Consider the following 15,301-nt stretch of genomic DNA (forward strand, 5'->3'; position numbering starts at 1 on the left):
GTGTAACTTTTTAAAAATTTCTGCGATAACATACATTTTTTTGTAAGCCTTCTGCAGTCAAAATTGTTTGAGAAAACAAAAGCCGTGCCTTACTTTTGTCGGTCGGATCGTGTTTTCCCGTGTAATCAATCTTGCCATTGGGCAATCTGACAGGGATTTTTGCTCCTTCGGGGTAAAAAGTAAGCTGTGCTGAATGCCGGTATGGGCTTTCGGGACGGCTGTTCAGATAAGGAATTCCCCACTCTGTCTTACCTCCCAAACTTAGAAAATATCGCTTTCCTTTGGCTATAAGAACCCCTTTGTCCACTGCTAAGCGTATCCAATTTTTATCTTTGCTTTTCCAATTTCCTTCGAGGGAGGAAAAATTACCATGTTCTAATTGGTCATATTCCAGTTGCTGCAGCTCTTGTTCGTTGTAATTGATGAAAATTTTATTAGATTTTACTGGTTGGCTTCGGATTGGGGAAAAATCAAGCAACATGACAAAAACTAAGCTTACAGCAATGATTAAAAAGGAGAGAGCTATTTTTTTCTTTTTAATATTTTTCATAAATCTACCTCTGATTATTAGAAAATGATTACAAAACAATTATAACATGAGTAACTCTCCGACTAAAATGAAACGCTGATTTTTTAAGAAAAAAACCTGCCTTTATCGACAGGTTTTTATATTTTATTGATATTGCATCACTTGAGCAGCTTTGTAGGCCACGTCAATGAGTGCTCCTCCCAGACATTCTTCACCGTCATAAAAGACAACGGCTTGTCCTGGAGTAATCGCACGGACAGGTTCGTCAAAATCAACAGTGACTTTGTCACCATTGACATGAATAGTCACGCCTGTATCTGCTTGACGATAGCGGAATTTGGCTGTGCAGTGCAAGTCAAAAGTTTCTGGCATTTCATGCGTGAAGCTAAGGTTGCTAGCATCAAGGCTGGTTGAATAGAGGTGTTCGTGGTGGAAGCCTTGTCCAACATAAAGCGTATTGGTTTTCAGGTCTTTTCCGACAACGAACCAAGGATCACTGGTCAATTGTCCGTGTTGGCCTCCGATCCCGAGTCCGCCACGTTGGCCAATCGTATAATACATCAAGCCTGCGTGAGTTCCCATTTCAACGCCATCAAGGGTCATCATTTTCCCAGATTGAGCAGGGAGATATTCACTGAGGAAATTTTTGAAGTTCTTTTCACCGATGAAGCAAATTCCTGTGGAATCTTTTTTCTTGGCTGTAGCAAGTCCTGCTTTTTCAGCGATTTTACGTACTTCTGGCTTTTCCAAGTGACCTAAAGGAAACATGGTCTTTTTAAGTTGTTCTTGGGTGAGTTGGCTAAGGAAATAAGTTTGGTCTTTGTTATTGTCCGCGCCACGGAGCATATGAACCACGCCATTTTCGTCTGTTTTAACTTGAGCGTAGTGACCTGTGGCCACATAATCTGCACCGAGTTCCATCGCATAATCTAAAAAGGCTTTGAATTTAATTTCTTTGTTGCACATGACATCGGGATTGGGTGTACGTCCTGCGCGATATTCGGCAAGGAAGTATTCAAAAACGCGATCCCAATACTCTTTTTCAAAGTTGACGGAGTAGTAAGGAACGCCAATCTGGTCGGCTACCGCTGCCACGTCTTTGTAGTCTTCTGTCGCTGTGCAGACGCCATTTTCATCGGTATCGTCCCAGTTTTTCATGAAAACGCCGATGACGTCATAGCCTTGTTCTTTGAGGAGCAGGGCTGTGACTGAGCTGTCTACACCGCCGGACATTCCGACGACGACGCGAGTTTGTGCTGGCATTTTGCCATTTTTGTTTGTGTTATCCATTAATTTTTCACCATCTCTTTCTATTTTGATTTGAGGTCAGAGAAAATGCTGACGAAAGTTCAAAAGGACTTACGTCAGTAAGTTTTTGCTTTTCGTCAGTAAATTCTCTGGCTTTTGTTACACAAAATATCAGTTGAAGGCTGATTTTTGCTGGTTTCTTCAGTTGAAGGCTGAATTTAATAGGTAACTTATCAAGTATAGCATATTTCGCCGGTTGATGATAGTTAATTTTTATTTTTTTATTTAATAATTCTGTTTTTTTTAAAATTAAGGTTGCACATGAGTGAAAAATAAGCTATAATCTATTGATATGCTTGTATTCTTTAGTGTGATTCTTTTGGAAAAAGCTAAAGATTTAAGGCAGAAAATAAATGAGTACAGGAAAATTACTTTGGCATTCCACGAACAATTGACAAAATTAGTCCAATCTTCTAATAAATCTTTCAACCAAATTGAGCGAGAATTAGGCTATCCCAGAAATGCCCTTGCGAATTATCGTCAGAATAGCAAAAATCCTAGCACAAAACGTTTGAAGGAATTAGCAGATTATTTTGGTGTTGCTCCTGAGCATCTGCTCGGACGTGATGAGCGTTATACTTATGATAAAACAATCTTGCTTTTTGAAAGCCTAAAAATGGAAAGCAAACAAAAATTTTTAGACTACGCCTTACGAAAATTGGGGCGAGAAAACTTTGAAAAAGGTATCTTGTGAAAATTATCGCAAGGTTTTTTAATTTGATTTGTCAAAAGCAGCAGCCTGTAAAAAGCGTGCTATAATAAGTAAATGAGCAAAAACACAATGAACCCTTTAGTCTTTAATACGCAAATCAATGCGGTTAAATATGCACAAGCTCCACAAAATTCAACACGCTGTCCCTTTTGTGATACGGAACATTTGACGAATATTTTGCGGATTTCAGATCATAAAATTTGGTTGAAAAATAAATTCCCTACACTCGAAGACGCGGAAATGACGGTGATTATTGAGTCTGATAAACATTTAGGAGATATTTCAACTTATGACTCGGCTGAAAATCGCTCGGTTTTCCGTTTTGCTTTTGACTGCTGGGACGAGATGATTCAATCTGAGCTTTACCAGTCGGTTTTGATGTTCAAAAACTTTGGGCCACGTTCTGGCGGAACTTTGCGCCACCCTCATTTGCAGGTGGTCGGGCTGAAAAATCTTGATGGTTATGCGCAAATTTCTCCAGAGAATTTTACAGGCGTTGAAATCAGAAAAAATGGTGTTACAGTCACGCTCTCAACCGAGCCCATCATGGGTTTTGTGGAGTTCAATGTTTTGATTTCTGACTTGGACAAAGTTGAGGATTTGGCAGATTTTGTGCATGAAATCACGGCCTATTTGATGAGCGACTATATGGACGGGCGCTGCGATTCTTATAACTTATTTTTCCATCATTTAGACGGGAAATATATCTGTAAAATCGTGCCACGATTTATCACGTCGCCTTACTACATTGGCTACAAGATTCCACAGGTCAATCGCCTAGAAAAACTCAGAGAAATTGCTGACGAAATCAAAATGAGACTAGAAAAAAATGTTGAATAAAATCCGTCAGCATTTTTTTGCTTTTCGTCAGTATTTTCTCTGCAAATCAGCTTGAAATAAGCTTAGATTTGCTATAATAGAATCATGAAATTTATCAAGAAAAATAAATGGGGTATTTTAGCTAGCTTTTTTATTCCTTTGCTCTTAATGGCATTGGCACTGTTTTTGTCGGGGATTTACTGGGGGAGCACGCGGTCTATTTTGGCGGGTGACGCTTATCATCAGTATGTGGCGATTCACGCGCTTTATCGCAATATTTTACATTCGGCGGGAACTCAAGGTTTTTTCTATACGTTCACCAGCGGTTTAGGGCTAAATCTTTATGCTTTTTCGGCATATTATATGGGTAGCTTTCTCATGCCGCTGACTTTTTTCTTTGATCTCAAAAGTATGCCAGATGCTCTTTATTTGTTGACCTTGCTCAAGTTTGGGCTGATTGGCTTATCAGGTTTTGTGAGTTTCAAACAAATGTATCAAAAACTGTCAACGCTTTTGGTTCTGAGCTTGAGTACGGCTTTTGCTTTGATGAGTTTTCTGACTTCGCAGCTGGAAATCATCATGTGGTTGGACGTTTTCATCTTGTTGCCCTTGATTATGTGGGGGCTGCATTCGCTCATGGATGCTGGGAAACGCTGGCTTTATTTTGTGAGTTTATTGATTTTATTTATTCAAAATTATTATTTTGGGTTCATGATTGCCATTTTCTTGGTGCTTTATTTCTTTGCTCGTCTGACTTTTGGGGCATGGTCTTGGCGCAAAATTGCTGATTTTCTGCTGACGTCACTGCTGGCTGGCCTATCAAGCTTGGTGATGTTGCTGCCGATGTATCTTGATTTAAAGGCAAACAATTCAGATGCCCTTTCCAAAACAACTGGACTTTTCACAGACAATTCGCATTGGTTTGATTTGTTTGCCAAAAATTTTGTCGGAAGCTATGACACCACGCAATTTAACGCGATCCCGATGATTTATGTCGGCATGATGCCCCTTGCTCTGGCTCTTCTCTTTTTCTTTGCTCGGTCAATCCGCTGGCAAAGCAAACTTGCGTTTGGGGCTGTGCTTGCGTTTTTGGTGGCTTCGTTTTATTTCCAAATCTTGGACTTGTTTTGGCAAGGGATGCACTCGCCAAATATGTTTTTGCACCGTTATGCTTTTTTGTTCAGTCTGCTTCTTGTGCTTTTGGCGCTTGAGAGCCTGTCACGCTGGGAAGAATTTAAGACCTGGCATCTCTTGGTGATAAGTTTCTTGCTTTTGTGCGCTTATTTGAGCAGCTTGCTTTTTGGGCATTATCCGTATATTCGCACGGTGAATGTTCTTTTGACGGGCTTATTCGGCTTGGCTTATTTCATCTTGTCGCTCAATTCTTTGAGAAATTGGATTCCTAAAGGACTTTTCGTTTTCATTTTCTTTATTTTTGTGACGGTTGAGGCGGCTGCTAACAGTATTTATCAGGTGCAAGGTATTCAAAAGGAATGGAATTTTGCCAGTCGTACTTATTATGAGCAACAGGTCAAGACCTTAGCCCCGCTGGCCCAAAAAATCAATCAATTGACTGGTTCAAGCTTTGCCAGAACGGATAATACGGCACCCGATACGGCTAATGATGGCATGAAATTTGGCTTCAATGCGCTGTCGCAATTTTCTTCCGTGCGCAATAGTAACGCAAGTGCGGTCATGGGCAAACTGGGTTTTCACACGGATAGTACCTATCTCAACCTGCGCTATCCAGCCAACACTTTGCTAATGGATTCACTTTTTGGTATTCGCTATAATATCAATCAAGCGCAACCGGCTAAATTTGGCTTTATCCCCGTCAGTATCGATAATACTTATGCCGCACTCAGCCAAAATGAGTACGCGCTGAGTCTAGGGACTTTCGTGCCTTCTGGTTTCAACGCTGTCTCTTTGAGCGACAGCGATAAAACAGCGACGATTTTGCAAAATCAAACAGATTTGGTCAATGCACTAGCGAAAACTTCTACCACTTTCTTTACTCCTTTTTACACGACCAGTGAAAAAACCGAGGATAAAATCACGGGTGCTGGCGATTCGGTGACTTTGTCACGCAAAGAGACTTCTACTGCCACCGATGTTTCGGTGACTTATGGGATTACGGCGGCAGCGAACAGCCAACTCTATCTGTCAGTACCGAATATTAGCTATGGCAGCACCACGGCTCAAAATGCTTTGATTACTATCACTGACGTGACCAATCCTAAGCTGACCCGCAGTCTGGCAAGTTATTATGTCAGCACAAATGACACGGGAAATTTATTTAATCTAGGTTATTTTCCGCAGGAGAAACAACTCAAAGTCACCCTTGCTTTTCCACAAAATTCGCAAGTAACTTTTGATACTACTTCATTCTGGCGCTTGGACACGGCAGCTTATGCCAAAACAATGGCCTTGCTCAAAGCACGGAGTCCACAAGCAAAACTCACAAAAAACGGTGTTCAATTGACCTACAATCAAACCCAAAAAGGCGATATTTTCCTGACTATTCCTTATGATAAGGGCTGGTCAGCAAAACTTGACGGCAAGAAAGTTCCACTGGTTCGGGCGCAAAATGGATTCATGAAAGTCGCTGTGCCGGCTGGCAAGCATCAGCTCAAACTTTCATTCTTCCCCAATGGTCTGAAAATAGGAATTTGGTGTTTCGGTGCGGGCATTCTGCTTTTTGTAAGCTATGATTTCCTCATCAAACGGCGACAAAAAAGCTTTCCAATTGCCCAAAATACTGACGAAAACACAGATTAGCTCCTTTTAATCAGAGAAAATGCTGACGAAAATTTCCGTCAGCATTTTTTCTTGAAATGGCATTTCCGTCAGCAAAAAAACGTTGCCTCAATCAACGTTTTTTATTTTTTTCTTGGTCAAAAGTAGTGAATTTAGAATGACCGAAACAGACGATAAACTCATGGCTGCTGCGGCAAGCATTGGGTTCAACAAACCAAAAGCAGCCAGCGGAATCCCGATGATATTGTAGATGAAAGCCCAAAAATAATTTTGTTTAATCTTCAATATTGTCTTTTTGGCGATTTCAAAAAAGCTTTCGATTTTGTGCAACTGTCCGCCAACCACCGTCACATCGCCTGCTTCCATGGCAATATCTGACCCCGTCGCCAGTGCCAGACCCACGGTTGCTGAAGCCAGCGCAATCGCATCATTGATGCCGTCACCAACCATCATCGAATGTGGCGTATTTTGGACAATTTCAGCCTTTTCTTCTGGCGCCAAACCTGCTTGCACCTCATCCAACTGGAGCAATTTTTGAACTTTTTTGGCTGATTTTTCATTATCTCCGGTCAACATCACCACGCGCAAACCGCGTTTTTGCAGACCTTTTATCGTTGACAAACTTTCTTTTTTGACACTTGAGCCAAATGTCGCCAGCGCCAAAAGTTGTCCTCTTTTAGCCAAATAAATCACTGTATCCGTCCCTTCAGGTACAGACAAATTCAGCTCTGCCATCAATTTATCATTTCCAGCAAAATAAGTTTCTCCGTTGATTTTCGCTGACAAACCACGTCCAGCGAGCTCCACAAGCTCTGTCGGCTCGTACAATTCACCAGAAAAATGAACCGACTTGGCCAAAGGGTGATTCGAATGTGCCTCCAAACTTGCCAAAATCTTGAAAGCCTCCTGTTCAGCAAGCAGCAAGTTTTCGTCAGCATTTTCTCCTTGAACAAGATTTTCGTCAGCATTTTCTCTCATCTTAGACAACACTTTGAAATCCGTCAGCTCAAATTCACCTGTCGTCAGCGTTCCTGTCTTGTCAAAAAAGACCGTTTCCACTAGGCCAGCCAGTTCCAAAGCATTGGCATTCTTGATTAACAAGCCATTTTTTGCCGCAAGCCCCGTCCCAGAAATAATTGCCGTTGGCGTCGCCAAGCCCAAAGCACAAGGACAAGCAATGACCAAAACAGCAACTGCGTGCATGATTGCCGTCAGTAAAACGCCCGTCACAGCCCAAGTCAACCCAAACGTCACCAATGCAATCCCAAGCACTACTGGTACAAAAATTCCCGAAATCTTATCCGCCAATTTTTGAATGTTGGGCTTCGTCCCTTGCGCCTCACTCATCATCTCCACCATTCGTGAAATCGTTGAATCGTTCAGATCATGCACAACAACCGCTTTTACTTCGCCGTCCAGATTGATTGTCCCTTCAAAAATGACCTCCTCATCTGCCTTTACGACCGGCAAGGCCTCACCAGTAAGAATGCTCTCATCAAAAGAGGCACGCCCCGTCAAAATCATTGCATCCAAAGGCACTTTCTCACCAGCAAAAACTCGAATCACTTCGCCCGTTTGCACCTTTTCAATCGCCAAATCCCCCGCTTGGGTATGTACAAAAGTCGCCCGACTCGACATCAAACCGGTAATGGCCTGTGTCGTTTTTTCCTTCGCATTATGTTCCAGCAGCTTGCCCATGACCACCAGCGTGATAATGACCATCGACGATTCAAAATTCAGCGCATTTTCTTGTCCCATAAAAACAGCCAAAATCAAGCTCGACAGATAAGCCACCGTTGTTCCCAAAGCCACCAAGACATCCATATTTGCCGATTTGTTGCGCAACGCGTGAAAAGCCCCCACATAAAAGCGCCAACCAATCACAAATTGCACCGGCGTTGCTAAAATAAGCTGCAAGACCGGCTCATGCAAAAACATTACCCAGTCCGTATGTAAACCAAATGTTTTTGCAAACATCCCCACCACCAAAGGCAAGGTCAAAATAACAGCACTCCAAAAAGACCAGCGCAAATGCTTTGCTTTTCGAGCTGCTTCTTGCGCAATCTTCTCCTGATGGGCCTTGTCATTAACAATCGCTCCATAACCCACTTTTTCTACCAAAGCAATGATTTCGTCATCTGTCATCGTTTCGTCAGCAACAATTTTTGCTTTTTCCGTCGCCAAATTGACTGTTGCTTCCTTAATTTTATCTGAGTGATTCAAAGCTTTGGAGACTGTATTGACACAATTAGCACAAGTCATTCCCGTAATCACAAATGTTTGACTTCTCATCATTTCTCCTCCCGTTTCTCTTTATATTTATAGTTTACATTTGTAAACGTAAAAAGTCAAGGATTTATAATCAAAAAAAATCACTCTCGTTTCACAACGAAAGTGACTCTGTTATTATTATGTAAAACAATATTGGGGATTTGTTTTACACTTATATTCTAACATAAATAGAATACACCCACAAACTAAAAGACTCTTAAACCACCTTGTAGCCTGCTTCTTCAACAGCAGCTTTCATACTCGCCAAATCTGCTGGAGCATCAAATTTTACCACAGCCTGCTCTTTTTTCAAGGAAACCTTAGCCTTTTCGACGCCATTCACCGCTTCCAGAGCTTCTGTGACGTGCATCACACAGTGATCACAAGTCATTCCTGAAATTTTCAATGTTTCTTTCATAATTTTCTCCTTTTCTTACTAAGCAATCATTTGTTCATGCTTGCAAGCACAAGCACCCAGTTTTTCCAAACAATTACAATGTTTTTCAGCCACCACTTCTTTGGTGTCAAGTGTTGTTTTGAGTAATTCGATATCTTGAGCCGTCAGCATTGATTTTTCAATCATCTCTTGCAAGATATTCACCTGCTTAGTCGCACAGACCTTTTCCAAAAGTCCCTCAGCCATCAAGTTAATTGCTGTGCATTCCGCCATAAGTGGCTTATAAATAAACTTACGCCCCTCTTTTTGCGTACTCAACATCTCTTTTTTCACTAAACGCCCCAATAAGGTTTTGACCGTCGCCAATGACCACTCTAAATTCTGTGGAATTTGGGCATAAATCTCATCTACACGCGCCTCGCCCAACGACCAAATCACTCGCATCACAATCAACTCAGCATTGGAAACATTAAATTCTACTTCGTTCATCTTCTCCCCCCTCTCCAATTGTTTTCATAATTTAAGTTTACACGTGTAAACAAAAAAAGTCAAGTTTTATACCTGAAAAAGAATCAAACTTCAACATTTGATTCTTTTTATCTTTAACCAAAAATTTCTTCCATCACACGTCGACCCGTTGGTGTTTGAGCAAGACCGCCCTCAGCTGTTTCTCTAAAAGCAGCTGGCAGACTCCGTCCCACATTATACATGGTGTTAACCACTTCATCAACTGGAATCACTGTTTTCACACCAGCCAGTGCCATATCTGCCGAAATCATTGCTTGTGAAGCTCCCATTGCATTACGATGAACACACGGAATTTCCACCAAACCGGCTACTGGATCACAAATCAGCCCTAACATATTTTGTAAAACTAAAGCAATCGCATAACCCGCTTGCTCAGTGCTTCCACCCGCTGCTAAAACTAAAGCCGCCGAAGCCATTGCCGAAGCCGAACCTACTTCAGCTTGACAACCACCCTCAGCCCCAGAGATTGTAGCATTATTGGCAATTGCAAGCCCAAAAGCTCCCGCTGTAAAAAGAAATTCAATCTGCTGCTCATGCGTTAAGTTCAAAGTTTTAATCGCTGACGTCAAAACCCCTGGCAAACACCCAGCAGAACCTGCTGTTGGTGTCGCACAAATCAAGCCCATTTGAGCATTGACCTCATTGACCGCGACTGCATCACGAGCCGCACCCAAAATCACATCTCCTGAAAGGCTCTTGCCCGACTGAATGTAGTCTTCCATCAACTTCGCATCGCCACCAGTCAGACCTGTCAACGATTTTTGTCCCTGCAACCCTTTGGCCACCGAATCAAGCATAGTTGTCAAATTTCGTTCCATAAGTGACCAAATTTGCGCGCGATCACGTCCAGTTTGCTCGATTTCGACTGCAATCATAAGTTCTGCAACTGAAGGATAATTTTTGGCATCTTCCATCAATTCTTCTATATTTTTAAACATTTTTTAATCCTTTTGACCCTTACCCTTAGTTAAAGAAATTCACCGCGTGTAAGCGAGGAATCGACTTCATTTCATCGATAACCTGTGCAACATTGGGTGTATCAACTTCTAAAATCATAATGGCTTTCTCACCTTTGGCTTCACGCGTCACATTCATCTGAGCAATATTGATTTGATGCTCCGACAAAACACTTGATACTCGCGCAATCATTCCTGGAACATCTTCATGAATCACGACAAAAGTTGGCACGCCTGCTGAAATGGCAATATCAAAACCATTCAATTCTGTTACCTGAATCATTCCCCCACCAATAGAAATTCCTGTCACAGTCATCGTGCGGTCTCCTTTTTTGGCAACCAAACGTGCCGTATTGGGATGTTCTGCACGTTCTTCCGGATGTGGGACATAACTAATTTCCATTCCTTGTTCAAAAGCAAGCTGTGGCGCCATTGGCAGACGTTCATCATCTGTATCCATTCCCAAAACACCAGCGACAAGCGCAACATCCGTCCCATGTCCTCGATAAGTTTTAGCAAAAGATTCGTACAAATGAATCTCTAATTTTTCTGGAAGTTCACCGAAAATAGAACGTACGATCTTACCAATCCGTGCTGCTCCCGCTGTATGCGAACTCGATGGCCCAATCATCACTGGACCTATAATATCAAAAACACTTTTATATCTTAAATTATCCATTTTTACCTCAATTGTTCTGCTCCAGCCTAAAAAACCAGTGCATCCTCAAATATCATACCACAAATTTTCACGATTTTCAGCCACAAAAAAATAGCTCCAAAGAGCTATTTTATTTTAACGTCCTTTATAAATCGAGCGCGATTTACCATACCAGAGCTGTCCGAGGAATTTTTGAATCCAAGGTTGAATCCATTTATCAAGTCCAAAGGCACGTCCGGTACCACCCATCAATGCAATCGCAACTGGAATGTACCAGAGTGATACCCAAGTCAACATTCCCGTTGTTGCAAACATTACGGTCAAACCAGCCGTAGCCGCTGAGGCGATGAAGGTGAAAGCACCAGCGATAATGGCAAGCGCAAGTAACAATTCAACAATTGACATAATCCGTTGCAACCAAAGGGCTACTTCGTAGTTTGGTACAAAGAATTTCATCATTGGTTGCATCCAATCTGGAACACCAGCAGTTGTTGTTTTTGGCATTGTACCGTATTCGTAAGTCAAGCCCCAAACGTGTTTTACTCCGTTAGCGTCCGTTGTTGAACGGAAAATGCTATCCCAGAAACCAACGTGTTGGCTAACTGCAGCATGAGCGCCACTTGAAGCTGCTCCTGTCGCACCAGCAGCCGCATCAGCAGCACTTGATGCTGTTGTCGAACTTGCTGTTGTTGCTCCGGCCGCTGCATCTGAAGCCGCTTTTGCAACTGGTTTTTCAAGCCAACCACCGCTTGATTTCAAGAAAGTTGAAATCTTAACAGTGTCGCCCATCCAAGATTGTTCTGAATTCCCAAATACTTTTGGCACAGCGTCCAAAAGCCAAATCAAACCATAGAACAAACGTAATGGTAAGGCCCAAAGTACATTTCCACGGCGTGAAGCATGACCGCGCATAAAGTTACGATCATCTTCTGTACGGAAAATCTCGTTCAAAGCATAACGCCAGAAATAGTGTGCTGAGCGAATTTGGAAAGTGTAGAGCAAGTAGACCATGTTTTTCATCAACATTGCCCAAAAACCAGTCAAACGCAGGCTACCAATCTTAGCAACACCCCAAGTTGAACCAACAGAAACCATTGTTCCTTGGTATTTACTCTTGTGTTGGTGTTTCTCTGTTCCTTTAATGTCAGCAATAATATTTGCAGCTGCCGTATGACCCGTTTGTTCGGCTGCTTCAACGATTTGAGGGGTTGGGCGTCCTGTGTCAGGTTCGATGTAACCTGAGACGTCACCTGCAACATAGATTCCTTGTCCTTCAAAACCAATTGCTTCCATGTATTGGTTAGCTTGCAAGCGATGAGCGCGTTCTGTTTCGTTGAGGTCTGTCTTAACGCCTGTGTTTCCTTGAACACCTGTTGTCCAAATCAAGGTGTGTGTTGGAATTTCTTTGGTAACTTTTTCTTCGTCGCGTCCGCCCACATTCACTTTGATATGATCTTCGGCAACTTCGGTAATTCCGTGGTTAAGTAAAACATGGACGTTTTTCTTTTCCAAATAAGCATGAGCTTTATCAGCTTGCTTGCGATCCAAAGTGTTCAAAATCGTTGGCATCATTTCAACAACATTGATTGTGATTTCTTCTTCAGGAATCTTCCAGTCTGTTGAAACTTTTTTACGCCAATCAATCAATTCACCAGCCATTTCGATACCGGTAAATCCTGAACCTGCGACAGAAATTGTCAAAAGTGCACGACGTTTTTCTTCGTCAACTTCTGTTGAGCCGTATTGGACAACTGTTTCTAATTGACGCTTGATACGCATGGCATCTTCAAGTGACCAAAGAGTGAAACCATGTTCTTTAACTCCTGGGACACCAAAGTCGTTTGGCTCACCACCAAGCGCAACGACAACATAATCGTAATCGTAGCTGCCGTGTTTTGTCACAACTTTTTTATTTGTTTTATCAAGATTGACCACAGAATCAGTCACAATGCTGATATTTTTACGCTTGCCCAAAAGTTTTTGGTAATCGTATTGAACCGTTGTGAAAGGAATCCGACCCGCAGCAACTTCGTGAAGTTGGGTCATTGTGGTGTGGTAACTATGTTTGTCAATCAGTGTAATGTCAACATCTGATTTGAGCTTTTTAGAAAGCTCTCGAACAGCATGAAGTCCTGCGACCCCACCGCCGACGACGACAATTTTTTTCTTAGCCATTTAACTTTGGCCTCCTACTTTTTGTGAATAATAATGTCAGGGTTTATTATATCTTTTTTGGAAGTGTTTGTAAACTATTACAATACGAAAATGCTTATTTTGGGCTTAATTTTCGGCTTTCTTATTTTGTAAGCAAATTATTTTATCATTTTTAGAATTTGTGCTAAGCCCTATGATTACTAGCTGAGGAAGGCTTTTTTTATTTTCCAGAAAATTTCTTGTCAAAATTGAGAGAGCTTACTTTTTGGTTGTTTTTTGAGCTTTCGTTAACTTTTAGGTGAGTTTTTTATTAAATATATTATTATTCTTTAATTTGAGAAGTCAAAAAAAGTCAACATAACGTTGGCTTTCTTTTTTATTTATTAGAATAGTTTTCGAGAACTTGTCCTTCGGAGATTCCTAGACACTTTGTGAAAGGTAAAATGTAGTCAATATCTTCGATATTTTTTTCTTTCATGACGGTGATACGGCTCATTCCTTGGCTAACTTCTACCGTGACTTTATGGTGGTCATTGATGAAAAGATGGATGCTGTCATAGGCACCGTGGTGAATGCTGACACCAAGAATTTTCCCGTCGCAGACTTCACAGGTCTGTGCGCCGTAGAGATAGCTATCCACTACAAGCTTCATCACGGCTGTTTCCATTTGAGGCTTTGTGAGTGCTTTTGCGAGGGGTTGGGCTGGGATTTTTTGGATTTCCATATTTCTGTGTCTCATGAGAAATCTCCTTTCGTTTGTTAATTCTATTTTATCAAAGATTTCTATGAGAACGAAATGAGATGATAATTATTTTATTCTCATGAACCAATCGTTAGATATATTTTTATTTCTTTGCTAAAATAAGAATTAGTTTGGAGATAGGATATGAAAATTACATTTGATGCAGCTGTAACTCAGCAGTTACTGGCGCTGACAGCAGATTCTGCGGTAGATTTTGTCTTAGATTTCGATCACACTTTGAGCGAGGAAGTCGTTGGAAGTTCCTGTTGCGGGATCACACGTTATCGCATCGTCGCTGTGGATAAGGGTAGCGTGCCAGCCGTTTTTGATGGGCAGCTTGATTCTGCATTGGGCAAATTTTTCTGCAAAAAATGGGGCATGATGTATTTTGATGAGGAGATGACTGTCCGAACGACCGCTAATGGGCTCATCGAAATCATGGGACGAGGCGAATTGATTGCACCACACATTGAACTTGTGGATTATCGACATAAAATTGTGACTGCTGTCCACTAAAAGCCAGAGAATTTACTGACGAAAGTTCATTTGTCAGAGAAAATGCTGACGAAAATGTCGGCAGCAAAAAAAAGACTGATCCGTCAGTCTTTTTTTAGTTTTTTTAGAAATTCAATCACCGAATGGTTGAATTTTTGCGTTTCTTCAAGGTGTAAAATATGGCCACAGTCTGCAAAAACCTGAATTTCTGACTGTGGATTTTTTTGTAAATCACGCGCGGCTTGTGATTGGACAACTGGGAAAATTGGTGATTTTCCACCCGCAAAAAAGAGATGAGGCACTTTTTCCTGCTGAAGCTGAGCGCGCCAATCTTGCAAAATGACATTTTGTAAAAGAGCGCGATGTCGTTTGAAATCAAAGAATTTCATTCCTCGACCCAGCGCCCGCTTGACATCATCAGAGAGCGTTTTTTGTGTCAAGCGTGTCTTTGGAAAATCCTCGATAAATGTTTCTAATTCCGCTAAAGTTCTACCTGCTTGTCCATTGAGCCAACTTTCATCTTTCAAAAAAGTGGGCGCCTGATCCTCCGTAATGACCGCTGATAGCTTTTCGTCAGTAAATAATTCCTCGTAAGCCATAATCGTCGCTGCCCCCATTGAATGGCCTAGCAAAATAGGCTGACTAAGCTCAAGCTCAGCCATAAGTTCATGCAAATCCATTGCCAAACGATGTAGGGTCATGCCATAATCCACCTGCTGCGAATCGCCATGCGAGCGGTGATCATAGGTAATCACCCGATAGCCCGCCGCCACAAAAGCATCAATTTGCGCAAACCAAGTCACCTCACTCGCCGAATAACCACCAATCAAAACCAAAGCCTGCGCAGTTTGATTTCCATAATCATGAAAATTGATTTTCACTGAATCATTTGTTGTAAAAAAAGGCATTTTTATTTCCTTTCACACTTTTTTACTGTTTTTATTGTAGCAAAAAATCTGCCAACAAGGGCAGATT

Annotated in this window: 14 protein-coding genes; 4 read left to right on the forward strand and 10 right to left on the reverse strand. The window is 41.7% G+C overall.

From position 1 onward, the window contains the following. Window positions 1–10: 10 nt before the first annotated feature. Both EQJ87_RS03085 and mnmA read right to left on the reverse strand, forming a co-directional pair. Window positions 11–550 carry a hypothetical protein gene (locus tag EQJ87_RS03085; protein WP_130123284.1) on the reverse strand — a complete coding sequence of 180 codons (540 nt, stop codon included), beginning with the start codon at window positions 548–550 and terminating at the stop codon, window positions 11–13. A 123-nt stretch (window positions 551–673) separates the two neighbouring features. Beyond that, window positions 674–1,792, reverse strand: coding sequence for a tRNA 2-thiouridine(34) synthase MnmA (gene mnmA / locus EQJ87_RS03090; protein ID WP_130124573.1), 1,119 nt, complete (start codon window positions 1,790–1,792; stop codon window positions 674–676). A 418-nt stretch (window positions 1,793–2,210) separates the two neighbouring features. Between mnmA and EQJ87_RS03095 the strand changes: the two genes are divergently transcribed. The 3 genes from EQJ87_RS03095 to EQJ87_RS03105 all read left to right on the forward strand — a co-directional run bounded on the left by EQJ87_RS03095 (window position 2,211) and on the right by EQJ87_RS03105 (window position 6,146). After that, window positions 2,211–2,531: a helix-turn-helix domain-containing protein gene (locus EQJ87_RS03095; RefSeq protein WP_223804491.1), complete on the forward strand. Its 321-nt coding sequence runs from the start codon at window positions 2,211–2,213 to the stop codon at window positions 2,529–2,531. A 72-nt stretch (window positions 2,532–2,603) separates the two neighbouring features. Further along, entirely contained in the window at window positions 2,604–3,389 is a 786-nt protein-coding gene (locus EQJ87_RS03100; protein ID WP_130123286.1) for a DUF4931 domain-containing protein, read from the forward strand. An 84-nt stretch (window positions 3,390–3,473) separates the two neighbouring features. Next, window positions 3,474–6,146 carry a YfhO family protein gene (locus tag EQJ87_RS03105; protein ID WP_130123287.1) on the forward strand — a complete coding sequence of 891 codons (2,673 nt, stop codon included), beginning with the start codon at window positions 3,474–3,476 and terminating at the stop codon, window positions 6,144–6,146. 87 nt (window positions 6,147–6,233) lie between these two features. On the opposite strand, the gene EQJ87_RS03110 is transcribed toward EQJ87_RS03105, so the two are convergent. The 7 genes from EQJ87_RS03110 to EQJ87_RS03140 all read right to left on the reverse strand — a co-directional run bounded on the left by EQJ87_RS03110 (window position 6,234) and on the right by EQJ87_RS03140 (window position 13,828). Next, the gene (locus EQJ87_RS03110) at window positions 6,234–8,417 is read right to left on the reverse strand and encodes a heavy metal translocating P-type ATPase (RefSeq protein WP_130124574.1); all 2,184 of its coding nucleotides are present in this window, start codon (window positions 8,415–8,417) and stop codon (window positions 6,234–6,236) included. Between the two features lie 196 nt (window positions 8,418–8,613). Further along, the gene (locus EQJ87_RS03115; RefSeq protein WP_130123288.1) at window positions 8,614–8,814 is read right to left on the reverse strand and encodes a heavy-metal-associated domain-containing protein; all 201 of its coding nucleotides are present in this window, start codon (window positions 8,812–8,814) and stop codon (window positions 8,614–8,616) included. A gap of 18 nt (window positions 8,815–8,832) precedes the next feature. Beyond that, on the reverse strand, window positions 8,833–9,282 hold the full coding sequence (locus EQJ87_RS03120; protein ID WP_130123289.1) for a CopY/TcrY family copper transport repressor: 450 nt from the start codon (window positions 9,280–9,282) through the stop codon (window positions 8,833–8,835). Between the two features lie 113 nt (window positions 9,283–9,395). Then, window positions 9,396–10,259 carry an L-serine ammonia-lyase, iron-sulfur-dependent, subunit alpha gene (gene sdaAA, locus EQJ87_RS03125; RefSeq protein WP_130123290.1) on the reverse strand — a complete coding sequence of 288 codons (864 nt, stop codon included), beginning with the start codon at window positions 10,257–10,259 and terminating at the stop codon, window positions 9,396–9,398. A gap of 25 nt (window positions 10,260–10,284) precedes the next feature. Continuing rightward, window positions 10,285–10,956 (reverse strand): L-serine ammonia-lyase, iron-sulfur-dependent subunit beta, encoded by a 672-nt coding sequence (sdaAB, locus tag EQJ87_RS03130; RefSeq protein WP_130123291.1) that lies wholly within the window; start codon window positions 10,954–10,956, stop codon window positions 10,285–10,287. Window positions 10,957–11,070: 114 nt separating this feature from the next. After that, the gene (locus EQJ87_RS03135; RefSeq protein ID WP_130123292.1) at window positions 11,071–13,110 is read right to left on the reverse strand and encodes an NAD(P)/FAD-dependent oxidoreductase; all 2,040 of its coding nucleotides are present in this window, start codon (window positions 13,108–13,110) and stop codon (window positions 11,071–11,073) included. A 355-nt stretch (window positions 13,111–13,465) separates the two neighbouring features. Then, the gene (locus EQJ87_RS03140) at window positions 13,466–13,828 is read right to left on the reverse strand and encodes a hypothetical protein (RefSeq protein ID WP_130123293.1); all 363 of its coding nucleotides are present in this window, start codon (window positions 13,826–13,828) and stop codon (window positions 13,466–13,468) included. Between the two features lie 147 nt (window positions 13,829–13,975). Between EQJ87_RS03140 and EQJ87_RS03145 the strand changes: the two genes are divergently transcribed. Further along, complete coding sequence (locus EQJ87_RS03145) at window positions 13,976–14,347, forward strand: iron-sulfur cluster biosynthesis family protein (protein ID WP_130123294.1); 372 nt, start codon at window positions 13,976–13,978, stop codon at window positions 14,345–14,347. A gap of 83 nt (window positions 14,348–14,430) precedes the next feature. Here the strand turns inward: EQJ87_RS03145 and EQJ87_RS03150 are convergent, their stop codons facing one another. After that, window positions 14,431–15,234, reverse strand: a complete 804-nt coding sequence (locus EQJ87_RS03150) for an alpha/beta fold hydrolase (RefSeq protein WP_130123295.1) — start codon at window positions 15,232–15,234, stop codon at window positions 14,431–14,433. Between the last annotated feature and the right edge of the window lie 67 nt (window positions 15,235–15,301).

It is taken from the genome of Lactococcus sp. S-13 (assembly GCF_004210295.1).
Taxonomy (GTDB): Bacteria; Bacillota; Bacilli; order Lactobacillales; family Streptococcaceae; genus Lactococcus.

What these genes read in the sequence shown, in the direction of transcription:
- EQJ87_RS03120 (WP_130123289.1), bottom strand. Translation starts at nt 9,282, where the DNA reads ATGAACGAAGTAGAATTTAATGTTTCCAATGCTGAGTTGATTGTGATG.
- EQJ87_RS03110 (WP_130124574.1), bottom strand. Translation starts at nt 8,417, where the DNA reads ATGAGAAGTCAAACATTTGTGATTACGGGAATGACTTGTGCTAATTGT.
- EQJ87_RS03105 (WP_130123287.1), top strand. Translation starts at nt 3,474, where the DNA reads ATGAAATTTATCAAGAAAAATAAATGGGGTATTTTAGCTAGCTTTTTT.
- sdaAB (WP_130123291.1), bottom strand. Translation starts at nt 10,956, where the DNA reads ATGGATAATTTAAGATATAAAAGTGTTTTTGATATTATAGGTCCAGTG.
- EQJ87_RS03150 (WP_130123295.1), bottom strand. Translation starts at nt 15,234, where the DNA reads ATGCCTTTTTTTACAACAAATGATTCAGTGAAAATCAATTTTCATGAT.
- mnmA (WP_130124573.1), bottom strand. Translation starts at nt 1,792, where the DNA reads ATGCCAGCACAAACTCGCGTCGTCGTCGGAATGTCCGGCGGTGTAGAC.
- EQJ87_RS03115 (WP_130123288.1), bottom strand. Translation starts at nt 8,814, where the DNA reads ATGAAAGAAACATTGAAAATTTCAGGAATGACTTGTGATCACTGTGTG.
- EQJ87_RS03135 (WP_130123292.1), bottom strand. Translation starts at nt 13,110, where the DNA reads ATGGCTAAGAAAAAAATTGTCGTCGTCGGCGGTGGGGTCGCAGGACTT.
- sdaAA (WP_130123290.1), bottom strand. Translation starts at nt 10,259, where the DNA reads ATGTTTAAAAATATAGAAGAATTGATGGAAGATGCCAAAAATTATCCT.
- EQJ87_RS03145 (WP_130123294.1), top strand. Translation starts at nt 13,976, where the DNA reads ATGAAAATTACATTTGATGCAGCTGTAACTCAGCAGTTACTGGCGCTG.
- EQJ87_RS03140 (WP_130123293.1), bottom strand. Translation starts at nt 13,828, where the DNA reads ATGAGACACAGAAATATGGAAATCCAAAAAATCCCAGCCCAACCCCTC.
- EQJ87_RS03085 (WP_130123284.1), bottom strand. Translation starts at nt 550, where the DNA reads ATGAAAAATATTAAAAAGAAAAAAATAGCTCTCTCCTTTTTAATCATT.
- EQJ87_RS03100 (WP_130123286.1), top strand. Translation starts at nt 2,604, where the DNA reads ATGAGCAAAAACACAATGAACCCTTTAGTCTTTAATACGCAAATCAAT.